Raw genomic sequence first — 16,456 nt, 5'->3', positions numbered from 1 at the left:
GGAGGAAACGTCCATGGCGCCCGGTGGGAACCGCGGCTGGCTGCTCCGTCTCGTCATCGCCTTCGGCTTCGCGCAGGGGGCGGTGTCGATGGCCCGGCCCGCCGTCTCCTACCGGGCCCTCGCGCTCGGCGCGGACGAGCGGGCGGTCGGTGTGATCGCGGGCGTGTACGCCCTGCTGCCGCTCTTCGCGGCCGTACCGCTCGGCCGCCGCACCGACCACGGCCGCTGCGCGCCCCTGCTGCCCGTAGGCGTGGTCCTGATATCCGGCGGCTGCGTCCTCAGCGGGCTCGCCGGCTCGCTGTGGGCGATGGCCCTGTGGAGCGGGGTGATGGGCCTCGGCCACCTCTGCTTCGTGATCGGCGCCCAGTCGCTGGTGGCCCGGCAGTCCGCCCCGCACGAGCAGGACCGCAACTTCGGCCACTTCACCATCGGCGCCTCGCTCGGCCAGCTGATCGGACCGGTCGCGGCGGGTGCGGTGATCGGCGGCCCCGCCATGGCGGGTTCCAGCGCGCTGGCCCTGGTGGTGGCGGGGGCGGGCGCGGCGGTCGCCTTCACCTCACTGTGGCGCATCGAGGACCGTACGGCCGTCACGTCCCGTGGCGCGGCGGGCGAGCGGGTGCCGGTGGGCCGCATCCTCGGCGCCAGGGGCGTGCCGGCGGGGATGCTCATCAGCCTCTCCGTGCTGTCGGCCACCGACATCCTCACCGCCTATCTGCCGGTGGTCGGCGAGCACCGGGGCATCGCGCCGTCGGTGGTCGGTGTCCTGCTCAGTCTGCGTGCCGGTGCCACCATCGCCTGCCGTCTCGTCCTCACCCCGCTGCTGCGGCTGCTCGGCCGCTCCCTGCTGCTGACCGTGACCTGTCTGCTGGCGGCCGTGCTGTGCGCGGGTGTCGCGCTGCCGGTGCCGGTGTGGGGGCTCGGCCTGATGCTCGTCGCGCTCGGCTTCTGTCTCGGGGTCGGTCAGCCGCTGTCCATGACGACGGTCGTCCAGGCCGCCCCCGACGAGGCCCGCTCCACCGCGCTCGCGCTGCGCCTGACCGGCAACCGTCTCGGCCAGGTCGCCGCGCCCGCCGCCGCGGGGCTGGTCGCCGGGGTCGCGGGGGTGGCCGCGCCGTTCGTGATGCTGGGGGCGCTGCTGCTGCTCTCGGCGGGTGGTGCGCTGCGTGGTCCCGGGGTCCCGGAGGCGGTGCCGGCGACGGCCGGGCCGGGCGTGCGGGAGGACCGTACGGGGCCCGCGTTGCGCCGGTCGGGCGATAGCTGACGGCGCGTCGGGCGTCGCTGCCGCGAGGGCCGGGGTGGTTGTGAAAGAGAGTCAGATGAAAGGTCGATTTGTATGAAAATCGTCTGACTCGGAGGAGTACCCATGCCCACCTTGACACTCCCACCCGCCGTCGGCGCCCGGCTCGGCGTCGGTGCCCTCACCGTCCTCACCGCGGCGGGAGCCACCTGGCTGGCGGCGCCGAGCGCCGTGGCCCAAGGGGAGGCGGGTGACATCAGGATCCACCGGGTGGGCGTGCCCTTCGGAGTCTCGAAGGACGACCCCGTGGTCTGCCGGTTCTACCTCGACGCCGTCAACTTCGACACACTGCCCAGCGTCGCGTACACCATTGTGGCTCAGCCGCCGCTGCCCACCAGTGCCACCGTGACCGGGACCATCGCGCTCGGACCGGGCTCCGGTGCCGGGCACACCGACCCGTTGGGGCTGGCGGACGGGCAGTACCGGCTCACCTGGACCGCGGGGGCCACGCCGCGGGAGAAGATCTTCCGCGTCGACTGCCACGGCCAGCCGGACCACGGGCCCGGCGGGGACCCCGGCCGCATCGAGGACCACGGGCACGACGCGGCGGCCGCCCCGCACGACGGTGACGGTCCGCGCGACGAGGGCGACGGGTCGCGTGACGAGGGCGGGCAGCGCAACGATGAGGGGCAGCGCGACGGCGACGGTCCGCGGGGCGGAGTCCACGCGGGCGGTGGCGGACTCGTCGACACGGCCGGGGCGTACACCCCGCTGACCGCGGCGGCCGCCGTGGGTCTGGTCGTGGTCAGCGGAGCCGTGTACTTCCGGCTGATCCGCCGGCGCCCCGATGGTGCCGCGTAGGCGCAGACGCAGGCCCTGGCACCGGACCCGCGCCTTCCGTCTCGCCAGGACGGCCTTGCTCGTCACCGTCCTGGTGACGGTGGTCCGCTGCGGCGGGCCCGAGGGGCCGGCCGGCCCGGCCGGGGCCGGCGGGCCCACGCAGGCCGGGCGGGCCGCGCCCCCGCCCCAGCCCCTGCCACGATCGCCGGCGACCACCCTGCGAGTCCCCTCGCTGGGCGTGGACGCGCCGATCGTCGGCGTACGGCTCGGCCCCGACCGCCAACTGGAGACGCCACCGCTGGACAAGGCCGAGCTCGTCGGCTGGTACCAGGACGGGCCCACCCCCGGTGAGACGGGCACGGCCGTCGCCGTCGGCCACCGGGACACCCGGACCGGCCCCGCGGTCTTCGCCGCCCTCGCCCAGGTGCCGGCGGGCAGCAGCATCGAGGCCGGGCGCGCCGACGGGCGTACCGCCGTCTACACCGTGGACCGCGTCCGGGTCTTCGACAAGGACGACTTCCCCGACAAGGAGGTGTACGGCCCGAGCCGCCGCCCCGAACTCCGGATCCTCACCTGCGGCGGCCTCTACAACCGCAGAACCGGCTACACCAGCAACGTGGTCGTCTTCGCCCACCTGACCGCAACGCGGTGACCTCCGGCGGCTCGCGGGCCATGCGCGGCTCGCCGACCGCGTTGCGGTCACGGCAGGTCCCTCGCCCCCGCCGCCCCTACCCGTTCCCGTCCCCAGGGGCTCCGCCCCTTCAACCCCGCGAGGGGGCTCCGCCCCCTGAACCCCCGCGGGGCCGTGCCCCTGTACCCCACCGGGGTGCGCCCCCCGCTGAGTCGTGGATGGGGCTGCGCCCCTGGGACCCCCGCGGGGCTGCGCCCCTGTACCCCACCGGGGGCGGGTCCCCTCGGAGCCGTGGTGGGGCTGCGCCCCTGGGACCCCCGCGGGGCCGTGCCCCTGTACCCCACCGGGGTGCGCCCCCCCGCTGAGTCGTGGATGGGGCTGCGCCCCTGGGACCCCCGCGGGGCCGTGCTCCTGTACCCCACCGGGGTGCGCCCCCCCCGCTGAGTCGTGGATGGGGCTGCGCCCCTGGGACCCCCGCGGGGCCGTGCCCCTGTACCCCACCGGGGGCGGGTCCCCTCGGAGCCGTGGTGGGGCTGCGCCCTTGGGACCCCCGCGGGGCTGCGCCCCTCGCGGGGCCGCCCCTGCACCCATGGGGGCTCGGGTCCCGAGCGCCCGCTGGGTTCCGCCCCCTCGGCCCCCGCTGGCCTGTGCCCCTGCGCCCGCCCGGGGTCAGGGGCACAGCCCCCGGGCGGGGTCGAAGGGGCGGAGCCCCTGGAGGACGGGAAGGGTAGGGGCGGCGGGGGCGAGAAACCTGCCGCCGGCCGCAGCGTCACCGGCCGCAGGCCCCCGCGCTGAATCGGGGCGTCCGTTTTCTGGCCCGGCGGGCCGGCTCGCCCGATCTCGGCCATTCCCTTCCCCCGGGTGCACACATTCCGTTAACTTCCGTGACTCACAGGCCTCTTACGACCGCCCCCGGGGACAGCTGCCATGACACGCGCCATCTCCCTGCACGATGTGAGCAAGACCTACGCGCGAGGCGTCCGCGTGGTGGACCGGTTGTCGCTGGACATCACGCCGGGGGAGTTCCTCGTGCTGCTCGGGCCGTCCGGCTGCGGCAAGTCCACCGTGCTGAGGATGATCGCCGGGCTGGAGGAGATCGACGAGGGCGAGCTGCTGCTCGACGGCGAGTACGCCAACGACCTCGTCCCGTCCGACCGGGACATCGCGATGGTCTTCCAGAACTTCGCGCTCTACCCGAACATGACCAGCCGCGACAACATCGGCTTCCCGCTGCGCATCGAGACCCCCGGCGCGGACCCCCGTACCCGCGTGGACGCCACCGCCCGCATGCTCGGCATAGAGGACCTCCTCGACCGCTTCCCGAGCCAGCTCTCCGGCGGCGAACGCCAGCGGGTCGCCATGGGGAGGGCCATCGCCCGCCATCCGTCGGCCTTCCTGATGGACGAGCCGCTGTCCAACCTCGACGCCAAGCTGCGCAACCACCTGCGCGCCGAAATATCCCAGCTCACCCGCGAGTTGGGCGTCACCACGGTGTACGTCACACACGACCAGGCCGAGGCCATGTCGCTGGGCGACCGGGTCGCCGTCCTGCGCGGTGGTCTGCTCCAGCAGGTCGGCACCCCGCGCGAGGTGTACGCGCTGCCGCGCAATGTCTTCGTCGCCGCCTTCATCGGCACTCCCCGCATCAATCTGATACGCGGCCTGGTCCGCGCCCCGCTGGACGGTGCGATGACCATCAGCCTCGGCAAGCAGGCCCTGCCCCTGCCCGAACCCCTCTGCCTTGACCACCGCCTGCTGCGCGTGCAGCAGGGCCGGGAGGTGATAGTCGGCCTGCGCTCGGAGGCCGTCCGCATCGCCAAGCACAAGGCCGCCCGCCCCGGAGAGGTGCCGATCACCGGCCTGGTGCGGCACCTGGAGTTCCAGGGGCACGAGATGCTGGTCCACTTCGACACCGGCTCACGGCCCGCCGTCGTACCGGAGCTGGAGGCCCCGCGCCCGGTCGTCCGGCCCTCCCGGCGCCGCCGCAGGGAGGGCCCCGGCGTCCTGGGCCGGCTGAGGGAACGGGCGAGCTCCCTGCGCGCCGGCCCGGTGGTGGTGCTGGAGGACCCGGACGAGGCCGGCCCCGGCCCCGAGCCGCCGGAGGGCCGGCTGCCCGGCGATCTGGTCGTGCGCACCACCCCCGACCTCCAGCTCCGTCACGGCATGCAGATCCCCCTGCTCGTCGACCTCGCCCACCTGTTCGTCTTCGACCAGCACGGCGACCGGATCTCCCCGTCCCCCGCGCGGCTGCCGGACCTGGAAGAGTGAGCCCCGAAAAGGGCGTGCAAAGAGGGTGTGCTGGCGCACGAAAACTATCGCCGCTAGTTTGTGAGCCGTGCGGCGGCCCACCTACGAGCCGGACGACACGACACGCCATGTCACGCCATGCCATGCCATGCCCCGCCGGGAGGAAGCAGCAGTGAAGCCACACGACGGCCTCTACATCGACGGCGCCTGGCGCCCCGCCACCGGCGGCGATCTGATCGAGGTCGTGAACCCGGCCGACGAACAGGTCATCGGTCGTGTCCCCGCGGCCTCCGCCGAGGACGTCGACGCCGCGGTACGTGCCGCCCGCGCCGCCCTCCCGGCCTGGGCCGCGACACCCCCGGCCGAGCGGTCCGCCCGCCTGGCCGCGCTGCGGGACGTGCTCGTGGCCCGCCAGGAGGAGATCGCCGAGACGATCACCGCGGAACTGGGCTCGCCGCTGAAGCTGTCGCAGGCCGTACACGCGGCCGTGCCGATCGCCGTCGCGGGCTCGTACGCCGAACTGGCCGCCACCCACCCCTTCGAGGAGAAGGTCGGCAACTCGACCGTCCACCTCGAACCCGTCGGCGTGGTCGGCGCGATCACCCCCTGGAACTACCCGCTGCACCAGATCGTCGCCAAGGCCGCCCCGGCGCTGGCCGCGGGCTGCACGATCGTCCTCAAGCCCGCCGAGGACACCCCGCTCACCGCCCAGCTCTTCGCCGAGGCCGTGCACGAGGCGGGCGTACCCGCCGGGGTGTTCAACCTGGTCACCGGCCTCGGCCCGGTCGCCGGCCAGGCGCTCGTCGAGCACCCGGACGTCGACCTGGTCTCCTTCACCGGCTCCTCCGCGGTCGGCAGGCGGATCGGCGCGGTGGCCGGCGGCGCGCTGAAGAAGGTCGCCCTCGAACTCGGCGGCAAGTCCGCCAACGTGATCCTGCCGAGCGCCGACCTCGCCAAGGCGGTCAACGTCGGCGTCGCCAACGTGATGACCAACTCCGGCCAGACGTGCAGCGCCTGGACCCGCATGCTGGTGCACACCGACCAGTACGAGGAGGCCGTGGAGCTGGCCGCGGCCGCCGCCGCCAGGTACGGCGACCGCATCGGCCCGGTGGTCAACGCGCGGCAGCGCGACCGCGTGCGCGGCTACATCGAGAAGGGCCTCGCCGAGGGTGCCCGGCTGGTCGCCGGTGGCCCCGAAGCCCCGCGCGAGCCCGGCTACCACGTCAGCCCCACCGTCTTCGCCGACGTCACCCCGGAGATGACCATCGCCCAGGAGGAGATCTTCGGCCCGGTCCTCACCGTTCTGCGCTACGAGGACGAGGAGGACGCCCTGCGCATCGCCAACGGCACCGTGTACGGCCTCGCGGGCGCCGTCTGGGCGGGCGACGAGGCCGAGGCGGTGAGCTTCGCCCGCCGGATGGACACCGGCCAGGTCGACATCAACGGCGGCCGCTTCAACCCGCTCGCCCCCTTCGGCGGTTACAAGCAGTCCGGGGTCGGCCGCGAACTCGGCGCCCACGGACTCACCGAGTACCTCCAGACCAAGTCCCTCCAGTTCTAAGGAAGTACGCGAGCCATGGCCGTACGAGCCGCCGTCCTGCCCGCCATCGGCGCACCCCTGGAGATCACCGGCATCGAGCTCCCGGACCCGGGCCCCGGGCAGGTCCGCGTCCGCCTCGCCGCCGCCGGCGTCTGCCACTCCGATCTGTCCCTGTCCAACGGCACCATGCGCGTACCGGTCCCGGCGGTCCTCGGCCACGAGGGCGCCGGCACGGTGGTGGCCGTGGGGGAGGGCGTCACCGGCCTGGCCCCCGGCGCACCGGTGGTCCTCAACTGGGCTCCGTCCTGCGGCAGATGCCACGCCTGCACGCTGGGTGAGGTCTGGCTGTGCGCCAACGCCCTGAACGGCGCCGCCGACGTGTACGCCCGTACCGCCGACGGCACCGAGCTCCACCCCGGCCTGAACGTCGCCGCGTTCGCCGAGGAGACGGTCGTCCCCGCGTCCTGCGTACTGCCCCTCCCGGACGGTGTCCCGCTCACCGACGCGGCCCTCCTCGGCTGCGCCGTCCTCACCGGCTACGGCGCCGTCCACCACTCGGCGGGGGTGCAGCCCGGCGAGACGGTCGCGGTGTTCGGCGTGGGCGGCGTCGGCCTCGCCACCCTCCAGGCGGCCCGGATCGCCGGGGCCGCGCGGATCATCGCCGTGGACGTCTCCCCGGAGAAGGAGGAACTGGCCCGCGGCGCGGGCGCCACCGACTACGTCCTCGCCTCCGAGAGCACCCCCCGCGAGATCCGCGCCCTCACCGGCAAGCAGGGCGTCGACGTCTCCGTGGAGTGCGTGGGCCGCGCGGTCAGCATCCGCGCGGCCTGGGAGTCCACCCGCCGGGGCGGCCGTACGACGGTCGTCGGCATCGGCGGCAAGGACGAGCAGGTCACCTTCAACGCCCTGGAGATCTTCCACTGGGGCCGCACCCTGGCCGGCTGCGTCTACGGCAACTGCGACCCGGCCCGCGACCTGCCCGTGCTCGCCGAGCACGTACGGGCGGGCCGCCTGGACCTCGGCGCGCTGGTCACCGAGCGGATCGCCCTCGACGGCATCCCGGCCGCCTTCGACAACATGCTGGCGGGCAAGGGCGGCCGGGCCCTGGTGGTGTTCTGACCGGTCAGCGCACCCGTTAGGGTCAGGACACCCGCTCGGGTCGCTGCTCCGGCTCGGCGGCGGCGACCCGGGACGCCCGCGCCCGGGACCGGGACACCGCCACACCCGCCAGACACAGCACCCCGCCCGCGAGCGTCAGCGGCCCCGGCACCTCGCCGAGCGCCAGCCAGGACATCAGCACGACCAGCGCGGGCACCGCGTACGTGGTCGCGCCCATGCGGCTCGCGGTCGTACGGGCGAGGGCGTACGCCCAGGTCGTGAAGGCCAGCGCGGTCGGGAAGACACCCAGGTAGACCATGTTGAGCGTGGCCGTCAGCGGGGCGCCGGCCGCGTCGTGCACCAGCTGCCCGGCGAACGGCAGGCAGACCACCGCCCCGGTGAAACACCCCCACGTCGTCACCTGGAGCGCGCTCGCCCCGGCCAGGGCGGGCTTCTGGGCGACCACCCCGGAGGCGTACGCGACCGCCGCGAGCAGGCACAGCGCCACCCCGAGCAGTGAGGAACCACCCCCACCGGACATCGAAAGACCCACGGTCACCGCGCCGGCGAACGACACGGCCATCCCCGCCAGCAGCCGCGGCGGCATCGGATCGCCGAGCAGCCGCGCGCCGAGCAGGGCGATCAGCAGCGGGCCGATGTTCACCACCAGGGCGGCCGTACCCGCGTCGACCTGCTGCTCGCCCCAGTTCAGGACCACCATGTAGCAGCCGAACCAGAGCAGCCCGGATATCGCGATCCCGCGCCAGGCCGACCTCGGCGGCAGCCCCTCCCGCCGCACCAGACAGATCAACCCGAGCGCCAGCGCCCCGGACAGCAGCCGCCCGAGCGCCAGCGCGCCCGGCGAGTACGCGGCACCCGCGCTGCGGATCGACACGAAGGCGGAGGCCCACAGCACGACGGTGACGACGGCCGCGCCGGCGGCGAGCGCCTCGGGGCGACGGGCGGTCGGGGACGGGGTGGCGTTCATCATGCTCCCGAGGTTAGGAGGAGGGGCGGGGTGCGGGCTCGCGGATTTCGGACCGAGAGGCGGGGTGCGGGCTCGCGGGTTTCGGACGGGCAGCCGGGCTCAGCGCAGCGCGCCCTCCGCTATCCCCAGCAGTTCGGACAGCGCCCGCTCGCCCGACGGAGTCACCTTCACCGCGCGCTCCGAGCCGATGCGCACGCACCAGCCCGCGTCCAGGGTGTGCCGGCACAGGGCCGCCCCGGCGACGCCCGCGAGGTGGGGGCGGCGCTCGGTCCAGTCGAGGCAGGCGCGGGCCAGCGGCCGGCGGCCCCCGCGTTCCAGGCCGATGCCGACCGAGCCGAACCACTCCAGACTGGCGTCCGTGAGCGCGAACCCGGTCTCCTGTTGCAGCAGTCCGCGCGCGGTGAGCGCGTCGGTGACCGCGATGCCCAGCCGCCCGGCGAGGTGGTCGTAGCAGGTGCGGCCCCGGGCCATGGCCGACCCGGCGCCTGCCTCCCGCAGGGTGTGCGGGCGCCGGGCGGCGGGCGTGACCTGGGCGGCCAGGTCCTCCACCAGCTGCGCGACCCGCGTGCCGGCCAGCCGGACGTACCGGTGCCGACCCTGCCGTTCCTCGGCGAGCAGCCCGCCGGCGACCAGTTTGCTCAGGTGCTCGCTGAGCGTCGACGCGGCGACCCCGGCGTGCCGGGCCAGCTCACCGGCCGTCCAGGCCCGCCCGTCCAGCAGCGCCAGCAGACACGCGGCCCGCGTCTCGTCGGCGATCAGCCCGGCGAGCGCCGCGAGGCCCGGTGCCTGGGGGTCTCTGGTGGTCATGCCTCCCAGCATGCGGCACGAACACTTCGGTGACCGCCGAAGTGCCGGCCGCCTGCCTGCTACTCGCCGCGGCCGACCTGCTCGTACTGCCGCACCAGCCCGTCCAGCAGCGCCGTCAGGCCCGTCTCGAAGGCCCGCTCGTCGATCTTCTCCGGCTGGTCGGCGAGCAGGTGGGCCTGCCCGAGATGGGGATAGTCGGCGGGGTCGTACGCGCTCACGTCGTCCACGAAGCCCCCGGCGAAGGAGCTCAGCGCGGAGCCCATGATGAAGTACCGCATCAGCGCGCCGATCGAGGTGGCCTGTGCCGGGGGCCAGCCCGCGCCCACCATCGCGCCGTAGACGGCGTCGGCCAGGCGCAGCGCGGCCGGGCGGCGGCCGGGGCCGCGGGCCAGGACCGGGACGATGTTGGGGTGGTCGCGCAGGGCGGCCCGGTAGGAGACGGCCCAGTCGTGCAGCGCGGTCCGCCAGTCCCGGCCGTCCTCGAACATCGACAGATCGACCTGGGCGCTCACCGAGTCGGCCACCGCCTCCAGGATCTCGTCCTTGGTGCGGAAGTGGTTGTAGAGCGAGGGCCCGCTCACGCCCAGCTCGGCGGCGAGCCGGCGGGTGGAGACGGCCGACAGGCCTTCCGCGTCCACGAGTTCCCGTGCCGTCGCGACGATCCGGTCGGTGCTGAGGAGGGGCTTGCGCGGTCGGGCCATGGCGCACATAGTAGGGCTGCACGCTGAAACTAGCAGTGCTAATTTAAATGTGCGGCTTTCAAATGTGCGGCTTTCAAATGAGGTGATCTCGTGGTGTACCTGGGGCTCAGTGAGGAGCAGACCGCGGTCCGGGAACTCGCCCAGGACTTCGTGGCACGTGAGATCTCCCCGCACGTGGTCGCCTGGGACCGGGCCGAGGAGGTCGACCGCGGCATCGTGAAGAAGCTCGGTGAGCTCGGTTTCCTCGGTCTGACCATCGACGAGGAGTACGGCGGCTCCGGCGGCGACCACCTGGCGTACTGCCTGGTCACGGAGGAGCTGGGCCGCGGCGACTCGTCCGTGCGCGGCATCGTCTCCGTCTCGCTCGGCCTGGTCGCCAAGTCGGTCGCCGCCTGGGGCGACGAGGAGCAGAAGCGGCGCTGGCTGCCCGGGCTCACCTCCGGCGAGTGCGTCGGCTGCTTCGGCCTGACCGAGCCGGGGACCGGGTCCGACGCGGGCAGCCTCGCCACCCGTGCGGTGCGCGAGGGCGACGACTACGTCATCAATGGCACGAAGATGTTCATCACCAACGGCACCTGGGCCGATGTCGTCCTGCTCTTCGCCCGCTCCACGGACGCCCCGGGACACAAGGGCGTCTCCGCTTTCCTCGTGCCCACTGACACCCCGGGGCTGACCCGCCGCGCCATCCACGGCAAGCTCGGCCTGCGCGGACAGGCGACCGCGGAACTGGTCCTGGAGGACGTGCGGGTGCCCGCCTCGGCGATGCTGGGGGAGGAGGGCAAGGGCTTCTCCGTCGCCATGTCCGCCCTCGCCAAGGGCCGGATGTCGGTCGCGGCGGGCTGTGTCGGCATCGCCCAGGCGGCGCTGGACGCGGCGGTCCGCTACGCCGGGGAGCGCGAGCAGTTCGGCAGGAGCATCGCCCACCACCAGCTCGTCCAGGAGCTGATCAGCGACATCGCCGTCGACGTGGACGCGGCCCGGCTGCTGACCTGGCGGGTCGCCGACCTCGTCGACCGCGGCCTGCCCTTCGCCGTGGAGTCCTCCAAGGCCAAGCTCTTCGCCTCCGAGGCGGCCGTCCGCGCCGCGAACAACGCCCTCCAGGTCTTCGGCGGTTACGGCTACATCGACGAGTACCCGGCGGGCAAACTGCTGCGCGACGCCCGCGTGATGACCCTCTACGAGGGCACCAGCCAGATACAGAAGCTGCTCATCGGGCGGGCGCTGACGGGGGTTTCGGCGTTCTGAGAGGGTGTCTCTGAGTACGTGTCTGAGTACGTCGGCGGATGTGGCACGGGCCACGTCCGCCGAAGCTTGTCGCCATGAGTGACACATCGGTCAAGCAGCAGAGCACGGCCGCTTTCTACGGCCAGGCCGTCGCCTCCTTCGCCCTCGCCATGGTGGCGACCACCGTCGGCATCTTCCGCCTGGACGCCAACGCGTGGGTGAGGGGTTTCCTCGGCATCGCCGTCCTCTACCTGGTCACCTCCGCCTTCACGCTCGCCAAGGTCATCCGGGACCGTCAGGAGGCCGGGCAGATCGTGAACCGGGTGGACCAGGCCCGGCTGGAGAAGCTCCTCGCCGAGCACGACCCCTTCGAAAAGCTCTGAGCGGGCACACTAAGCGCTCGCTCAGCTTCGGCGGTATGGTGGAGCTCCTGTACCGAGAGGGGCGAGCGAGCGATGAGTACGGCTCAGGAGACGACCGGCGGCGAGATCGAGCCGTGGGAAGAGGTCACCCCTGACGCGGCGCGGCGGCTGCTCGTCGCCGCCGTGGAGGCCTTCGCCGAGCGCGGCTACCACGCGACGACGACCCGCGACATCGCCGGCCGCGCGGGCATGAGCCCGGCCGCGCTCTACATCCACTACAAGACGAAGGAAGAGCTCCTCCACCGCATCAGCCGGATCGGCCACGACAAGGCGCTGGACATCCTGCGCACGGCGGCCCGGGGTGAGGGCAGTGCCACGCAGCGGCTCGCCGAGGCGGTGAGCTCCTTCGTGCGCTGGCACGCCGGGCGCCGGACGACCGCCCGGGTCGTGCAGTACGAACTGGACGCGCTCGGGCCGGACGCCCGCGCCGAGATCCTCGCGCTGCGCCGGCAGGTGGACGCGGAGGTGCGCGGGATCATCGACGAGGGTGTGGCGTCGGGCGAGTTCCAGGTGATCGACGTGCACGGCACCACCCTCGCGGTGCTGTCCCTGTGCATCGACGTCGCCCGCTGGTTCAACGTGGACGGTCCCCGCACGCCCGAGCAGGTCGGCGCGCTCTACGCCGACCTCGTGCTGCGGATGGTCGGGGCCGGGTAGGACCGCCCTGCCCGCTCAGAGGTAGTAGCGGGCCACCGACTCCGCGACGCAGACCGGCTTGTCGCCGCCCTCGCGCTCCACGGTGAAGGCCACGGTGACCTGGACGCCGCCGGTGACGTCCTCGACGCCGGTGATCTGCGCGGTGGCGCGCAGCCGGGAGCCGACGGGCACGGGGGCGGGGAAGCGGACCTTGTTCGTGCCGTAGTTGACGCCCATCTTCACGCCCTCGACCTTGATCAGCTGGGGGCCGAAGAGGGGCAGCAGCGACAGGGTCAGGTACCCGTGCGCGATGGTCGTCCCGAACGGGCCCGCGGCGGCCTTCTCCGGGTCGATGTGGATCCACTGGTGGTCGCCGGTGGCGTCCGCGAACAGGTCGATGCGCTTCTGGTCGACCTCCAGCCAGTCGGTGTGGCCCAGCTGCTCGCCCACGGCCGCCTTCAGCTCGTCGGGGGAGGTGAAGATCCTCGGTTCCGCCATGTCCAGGGCCTCTCGCGTCACGGTGTCGATGACATGCCTAAGCGACTGCTTAGCATGGTCGGTGCGGGAAGCGATGTCAACGACAGGCGTGCGGTCGGGGCCGGTGGCCGGTCGGTAGGCTCGGCGGAGTGCCCCAGATCCCCGAGAAGATCCACGAGCTGACCGTCGGCCAGTTGTCCGCGCGCAGCGGTGCCTCCGTCTCCGCCCTGCACTTCTACGAGTCCAAGGGCCTCATCAGCAGCCGGCGCACGCCCGGCAACCAGCGCCGCTACACCCGCGACGCGCTGCGCCGCGTCGCCTTCGTGCGGGCCGCCCAGCGCGTCGGCATCCCGCTGGCCACCATCCGCGAGGCGCTCGCCGAACTCCCCGAGGAGCGCACGCCCACCCGCGAGGACTGGGCCCGGCTCTCCGAGGCATGGCGCTCCGAACTCGACGAGCGCATCACACAGCTGAGCCGCCTCCGCGACCACCTCACCGACTGCATCGGCTGCGGCTGCCTGTCCTTCAGCGCGTGCGTCCTGTCCAACCCGGACGACGCGTTCGGCGAACGGCGGGCGGGTTCCCGGCTGCTGGTGGAGTCCCCTCGGCGCTGAGACGGACACGAGCCGGCGCCGTCGCCCCCCGGCCCCCCTACGGCCTGAACGGCGTCGTTCTCGAACGCCGGACGGACTGGACGATGCCGGCTGGCGTCCGGAGCCGGTGCGGCACGGGCCGGCACCGCGGCACCCTTTCACCCCCGCCGCGCCGCGGCGACGGGCGTCGCCGGACACGTCCCCGGCCCCTGCGCGCAGGCCGGCGGCGCAGCCGGACACCGCCCCGCCCTCTGTGGCGCCGGGTCGTGTCCCGGCCCAGGGCGCCGGCCCCGGGTGACCGAGCGGCCGCCGACGGCTCACTCGTACTCCGTCCCGCCCTTCCGCGTCAGATAGGCCGGGCTGACCGCCTTGGCGATCGCCCGTCCCCCGGTCACGGGGCTGTACCGCTCCACCGCGGGCCGGATCGCGACCCCCTCGCGCAGGTGCAGCTCCCGCCCGGACACGGTCTCCCGCCCGCCGGCCAGCTCCAGCACCCGCTCGATGTCGTACGCCCCCTCGAACAGCCGTGGCACCAGCGGCAGTTCATCCTTCAGCAACTCCGCCGCGCCGAGCCAGCGCACCGATCCGTCGACCTCGGCCGAGACGTCGAACACCGCGTACCCGAGCGTCTCGCGCCGTCCGTCGGCGCCGTACGTCAGGTCCTGCACGCCGGCGCCGTACACCTCGCCGAAGATGCCGACGCGCCGCGCCCCCAGCCGCCGCGCGAGCCGCGCGGCGACCTCGGCGACGCCGTGACCGCGCACCGCCCGCCAGTACAGGTTCCGCGGGTCCTCCTTGAGGGCCAGGGACTTGGCGCCGAAGCCCTTGGAGGACACGTACACCCGGTCCTCGTCGGCGACGTACGTCAGCAGGCAGGCCGAGCCGTGCAGCTTCTCGGTGAGCACCACCGGCTCACCGGGCGTGAAGATCCCGGGGTAGCGCTGGATGTTCTCGATGTCGACCCAGGGCAGCAGCTCGGGCGCGGACTCCACCTCGCCGTTCATGGTGGGCGGGACCGGCGGCACCCACTTGGTGATGCCCAGCAGCTCCGCGAAGTCGGTGCCCTCGGCCGCGGCCCGCGCCAGGTCGACGCCGGTCAGCGCCTTCGGCCGGCACACGATGCCCTGCGACACCTCCCCGCGCAGCCGCACCGCCTTGACCCGGTCGTGGTTGCCGCCCGCGAGCCGTCCGGTCAGGCCGAGCTCCTCGATGAGCCCGGCCGGGAGGACCGACTGCTCGGGGATGTAGACGGCGGCCTCACCGGTGCGGTACGCCCCCTTGGCGACGACGGCCCGGTACAGGCCCACCTGGGCCAGCTCCAGTGCGTCGGCGTTGGGGTGTTCGTGGACGGTCAGCACTTCGGCGGTGACGCGCAGCGTCGACATCGGGACTCCTGGGGTACTCAGGCGGGTTTCATCGACCCCAACTGTCCGCACGGGAAAGGGGTGGAGCGACCGGATTTGGGGCTGCTAGGGTCCCGGCCGCAGCGCCTGGGCCACCAACTGGGCGTTGGACACCGCCCGTTGCCCGTCGGGCAGGAACAGCGTGTCCTCCAGGCCCACGCGCGTGGCCAGCCCCAGCCGCCCCGCCAGCCGCAGCACCGGCCACGCCCCGCCCTCCTCGCCGTGCAGCAGCACCGGCCGGCCGTGGGCCTCGCCGAGGCCGGACAGCAGGGAGCGCGCCGACGCCTCGGCGGTGTCCGGGTCCGGGTCCGTCACCTCGGCCAGCACCCGCAGCACCTTCGGTCCGAGCGGTGACGCCGCGAAGCGGGACGCCCCGTCCGTCCCGGACCAGATGCCCGCCTCCACGCCGATGCCCATGGCGATCAGCTGCTCGGCGACCTCCTCCGCGCCCGGCTCGTGCCAGTTGACGGAGGCGAAGTCGGGCAGCACCGACCAGCCGCGCACGCGCTCGAGCCGGACCGCCGGATCGGGGGCGGCCCAGGCGCCGGTGGTCACCCCGACCGGCACCGGCACCCGCGTCCGTATCGCGTCGACGGTCGCCGCGACCACGCGCGGGGACAGACTGTCCTGGCCGCACGGAGTCCTGGGGTGGACGTGCACTTCCGTGGCCCCCGCCGCGACGGCCTCGGCCGCCGACCGGGCCATCGCCTCGGGAGACAGCGGCACGCACGCGCCGTCGGCTCCTCCTCGGCGCCCGTTGAGACATACCTGCACCATGCCTCCATGGTGCCGGTCACCACCGACAACGACGCGCGGCAGAAAGAGCGGCAGAAAGAGCGGCAGAAAGGGGGGTGCGGCATCCCCTGCGCACCCCGCTCGGTCAGGCCGATATGAGCAGCCGTCCGCGCCTGGCGTACGCCAGCGCCTCGGGGGTGAGCACGGGGCGGGGGACGAGGATGCCGCAGTCCGCGCAGACCGGGCCCGACGAGGGTTCGTGGTCCAGGTCGTACCTCCAGACGAGGCGTTCACCGTCGCACACCGGGCAGGCCGAGCCCGGTTCGCGCTCCAGGGCGGCGATCAGCCGCCGCAGCACCTCCGCGAGGGGTTCATCGGGGTGGACGCGGGGGTCGTCGCACCAGGCGACCCCGAAGCCGCCCCAGGTCAGCCGGTGCCAGTCGTCCACGCTGCCCGGCCGGCGCAGCCCGTCGTGCTTCTCCTTCTTGCGGCGCTCGGCGAACTCCACCTCATAGGCGAGCCAGACCGCCCGGGCCTCCTCCAGCTCCTCCAGCGCGGCCACGAGCCGCGCCGGGTCGGGGGAGCGGTCCTCGGGACCGAACCCGGCCCGGGAGCACAGATGGTCCCAGGTCGCCCTGTGTCCGTAAGGAGCGAACCGCTCAAGGCACTTGCGCAGCGAGTAGCGCCGCAACGCCAGGTCGCACCGCGCGTCGCGCACCTGTCTCGCCAGACTCCGGAAACCGGCCATCGCCCTGCACCTCCGTCACACCTGCACCTGAACTTCGGTCACTTCGGCGTCGTCGTACGGAGTCCTCGTACCGACGTCGACGAGTAGACGTATCGACACCCGATCCGGCTCCATACGTTTTCCGATGCC

At 73.6% G+C, this 16,456-nt stretch carries 17 protein-coding genes; 10 read left to right on the top strand and 7 right to left on the bottom strand.

Going from position 1 to position 16,456, the window contains the following annotated elements; genetic code table 11:
- The first annotated feature begins 13 nt into the window (after positions 1 to 13).
- The 6 genes from ACFY01_RS19905 to ACFY01_RS19880 all read left to right on the top strand — a co-directional run bounded on the left by ACFY01_RS19905 (position 14) and on the right by ACFY01_RS19880 (position 7,614).
- Complete coding sequence (locus ACFY01_RS19905; RefSeq protein WP_390737016.1) at positions 14 to 1,261, top strand: MFS transporter; 1,248 nt, start codon at positions 14 to 16, stop codon at positions 1,259 to 1,261.
- A gap of 102 nt (positions 1,262 to 1,363) precedes the next feature.
- Positions 1,364 to 2,098, top strand: coding sequence for a hypothetical protein (locus ACFY01_RS19900; protein WP_390737015.1), 735 nt, complete (start codon positions 1,364 to 1,366; stop codon positions 2,096 to 2,098).
- Positions 2,085 to 2,729: a class F sortase gene (locus tag ACFY01_RS19895; RefSeq protein ID WP_390737014.1), complete on the top strand. Its 645-nt coding sequence runs from the start codon at positions 2,085 to 2,087 to the stop codon at positions 2,727 to 2,729. The genes ACFY01_RS19900 and ACFY01_RS19895 overlap by 14 nt, the downstream gene beginning before the upstream one ends.
- A gap of 906 nt (positions 2,730 to 3,635) precedes the next feature.
- Positions 3,636 to 4,976 (top strand): ABC transporter ATP-binding protein, encoded by a 1,341-nt coding sequence (locus ACFY01_RS19890; protein ID WP_390737013.1) that lies wholly within the window; start codon positions 3,636 to 3,638, stop codon positions 4,974 to 4,976.
- A 151-nt stretch (positions 4,977 to 5,127) separates the two neighbouring features.
- Positions 5,128 to 6,516: an aldehyde dehydrogenase family protein gene (locus ACFY01_RS19885; RefSeq protein WP_390737012.1), complete on the top strand. Its 1,389-nt coding sequence runs from the start codon at positions 5,128 to 5,130 to the stop codon at positions 6,514 to 6,516.
- A gap of 15 nt (positions 6,517 to 6,531) precedes the next feature.
- A complete protein-coding gene (locus tag ACFY01_RS19880) occupies positions 6,532 to 7,614 on the top strand; it encodes a zinc-binding dehydrogenase (protein WP_390737011.1) in 1,083 nt (360 codons plus the stop codon).
- Between the two features lie 22 nt (positions 7,615 to 7,636).
- On the opposite strand, the gene ACFY01_RS19875 is transcribed toward ACFY01_RS19880, so the two are convergent.
- From ACFY01_RS19875 to ACFY01_RS19865, 3 genes are all read right to left on the bottom strand, one after another.
- Complete coding sequence (locus ACFY01_RS19875; RefSeq protein ID WP_390737108.1) at positions 7,637 to 8,581, bottom strand: DMT family transporter; 945 nt, start codon at positions 8,579 to 8,581, stop codon at positions 7,637 to 7,639.
- A gap of 99 nt (positions 8,582 to 8,680) precedes the next feature.
- The gene (locus ACFY01_RS19870) at positions 8,681 to 9,388 is read right to left on the bottom strand and encodes an ArsR/SmtB family transcription factor (RefSeq protein WP_390737010.1); all 708 of its coding nucleotides are present in this window, start codon (positions 9,386 to 9,388) and stop codon (positions 8,681 to 8,683) included.
- 59 nt (positions 9,389 to 9,447) lie between these two features.
- The gene (locus ACFY01_RS19865; RefSeq protein ID WP_390737009.1) at positions 9,448 to 10,089 is read right to left on the bottom strand and encodes a TetR/AcrR family transcriptional regulator; all 642 of its coding nucleotides are present in this window, start codon (positions 10,087 to 10,089) and stop codon (positions 9,448 to 9,450) included.
- A gap of 93 nt (positions 10,090 to 10,182) precedes the next feature.
- On the opposite strand from ACFY01_RS19865, the gene ACFY01_RS19860 reads away from it, so the two are divergent.
- The 3 genes from ACFY01_RS19860 (at position 10,183) to ACFY01_RS19850 (ending at position 12,392) form a co-directional block, all read left to right on the top strand.
- Positions 10,183 to 11,334, top strand: coding sequence for an acyl-CoA dehydrogenase family protein (locus tag ACFY01_RS19860; protein WP_390737107.1), 1,152 nt, complete (start codon positions 10,183 to 10,185; stop codon positions 11,332 to 11,334).
- Positions 11,335 to 11,408: 74 nt separating this feature from the next.
- Complete coding sequence (locus tag ACFY01_RS19855) at positions 11,409 to 11,696, top strand: YiaA/YiaB family inner membrane protein (RefSeq protein WP_390737008.1); 288 nt, start codon at positions 11,409 to 11,411, stop codon at positions 11,694 to 11,696.
- 72 nt (positions 11,697 to 11,768) lie between these two features.
- Positions 11,769 to 12,392, top strand: coding sequence for a TetR/AcrR family transcriptional regulator (locus ACFY01_RS19850; protein ID WP_390737007.1), 624 nt, complete (start codon positions 11,769 to 11,771; stop codon positions 12,390 to 12,392).
- Positions 12,393 to 12,407: 15 nt separating this feature from the next.
- Here the strand turns inward: ACFY01_RS19850 and ACFY01_RS19845 are convergent, their stop codons facing one another.
- A complete protein-coding gene (locus tag ACFY01_RS19845; RefSeq protein WP_390737106.1) occupies positions 12,408 to 12,869 on the bottom strand; it encodes a MaoC family dehydratase in 462 nt (153 codons plus the stop codon).
- Between the two features lie 128 nt (positions 12,870 to 12,997).
- On the opposite strand from ACFY01_RS19845, the gene soxR reads away from it, so the two are divergent.
- Positions 12,998 to 13,462 carry a redox-sensitive transcriptional activator SoxR gene (soxR, locus tag ACFY01_RS19840; protein WP_390737006.1) on the top strand — a complete coding sequence of 155 codons (465 nt, stop codon included), beginning with the start codon at positions 12,998 to 13,000 and terminating at the stop codon, positions 13,460 to 13,462.
- A 296-nt stretch (positions 13,463 to 13,758) separates the two neighbouring features.
- Here soxR and ACFY01_RS19835 read toward each other — a convergent pair whose 3' ends face one another.
- The 3 genes from ACFY01_RS19835 to ACFY01_RS19825 all read right to left on the bottom strand — a co-directional run bounded on the left by ACFY01_RS19835 (position 13,759) and on the right by ACFY01_RS19825 (position 16,327).
- Positions 13,759 to 14,826, bottom strand: a complete 1,068-nt coding sequence (locus ACFY01_RS19835) for an RNA ligase (ATP) (protein ID WP_390737005.1) — start codon at positions 14,824 to 14,826, stop codon at positions 13,759 to 13,761.
- An 84-nt stretch (positions 14,827 to 14,910) separates the two neighbouring features.
- Positions 14,911 to 15,621, bottom strand: a complete 711-nt coding sequence (locus tag ACFY01_RS19830; protein ID WP_390737004.1) for a 3-keto-5-aminohexanoate cleavage protein — start codon at positions 15,619 to 15,621, stop codon at positions 14,911 to 14,913.
- Positions 15,622 to 15,724: 103 nt separating this feature from the next.
- Positions 15,725 to 16,327, bottom strand: coding sequence for a hypothetical protein (locus ACFY01_RS19825; protein ID WP_390737003.1), 603 nt, complete (start codon positions 16,325 to 16,327; stop codon positions 15,725 to 15,727).
- Positions 16,328 to 16,456 lie beyond the last annotated feature (129 nt).

It is taken from the genome of Streptomyces sp. NPDC001480 (genome assembly GCF_042894725.1).
Classification (GTDB): domain Bacteria; phylum Actinomycetota; class Actinomycetes; order Streptomycetales; family Streptomycetaceae; genus Streptomyces.
The sequence above is the reverse complement of the archived record's forward strand: the minus strand, read 5'-3'. Positions and strand labels throughout refer to the sequence as shown.

What these genes read in the sequence shown, in the direction of transcription:
- ACFY01_RS19905 (WP_390737016.1), top strand. Translation starts at nt 14, where the DNA reads ATGGCGCCCGGTGGGAACCGCGGCTGGCTGCTCCGTCTCGTCATCGCC.
- ACFY01_RS19900 (WP_390737015.1), top strand. Translation starts at nt 1,364, where the DNA reads ATGCCCACCTTGACACTCCCACCCGCCGTCGGCGCCCGGCTCGGCGTC.
- ACFY01_RS19895 (WP_390737014.1), top strand. Translation starts at nt 2,085, where the DNA reads ATGGTGCCGCGTAGGCGCAGACGCAGGCCCTGGCACCGGACCCGCGCC.
- ACFY01_RS19890 (WP_390737013.1), top strand. Translation starts at nt 3,636, where the DNA reads ATGACACGCGCCATCTCCCTGCACGATGTGAGCAAGACCTACGCGCGA.
- ACFY01_RS19880 (WP_390737011.1), top strand. Translation starts at nt 6,532, where the DNA reads ATGGCCGTACGAGCCGCCGTCCTGCCCGCCATCGGCGCACCCCTGGAG.
- ACFY01_RS19875 (WP_390737108.1), bottom strand. Translation starts at nt 8,581, where the DNA reads ATGAACGCCACCCCGTCCCCGACCGCCCGTCGCCCCGAGGCGCTCGCC.
- ACFY01_RS19870 (WP_390737010.1), bottom strand. Translation starts at nt 9,388, where the DNA reads ATGACCACCAGAGACCCCCAGGCACCGGGCCTCGCGGCGCTCGCCGGG.
- ACFY01_RS19865 (WP_390737009.1), bottom strand. Translation starts at nt 10,089, where the DNA reads ATGGCCCGACCGCGCAAGCCCCTCCTCAGCACCGACCGGATCGTCGCG.
- ACFY01_RS19855 (WP_390737008.1), top strand. Translation starts at nt 11,409, where the DNA reads ATGAGTGACACATCGGTCAAGCAGCAGAGCACGGCCGCTTTCTACGGC.
- ACFY01_RS19850 (WP_390737007.1), top strand. Translation starts at nt 11,769, where the DNA reads ATGAGTACGGCTCAGGAGACGACCGGCGGCGAGATCGAGCCGTGGGAA.
- ACFY01_RS19845 (WP_390737106.1), bottom strand. Translation starts at nt 12,869, where the DNA reads ATGGCGGAACCGAGGATCTTCACCTCCCCCGACGAGCTGAAGGCGGCC.
- ACFY01_RS19835 (WP_390737005.1), bottom strand. Translation starts at nt 14,826, where the DNA reads ATGTCGACGCTGCGCGTCACCGCCGAAGTGCTGACCGTCCACGAACAC.
- ACFY01_RS19830 (WP_390737004.1), bottom strand. Translation starts at nt 15,621, where the DNA reads ATGGTGCAGGTATGTCTCAACGGGCGCCGAGGAGGAGCCGACGGCGCG.
- ACFY01_RS19825 (WP_390737003.1), bottom strand. Translation starts at nt 16,327, where the DNA reads ATGGCCGGTTTCCGGAGTCTGGCGAGACAGGTGCGCGACGCGCGGTGC.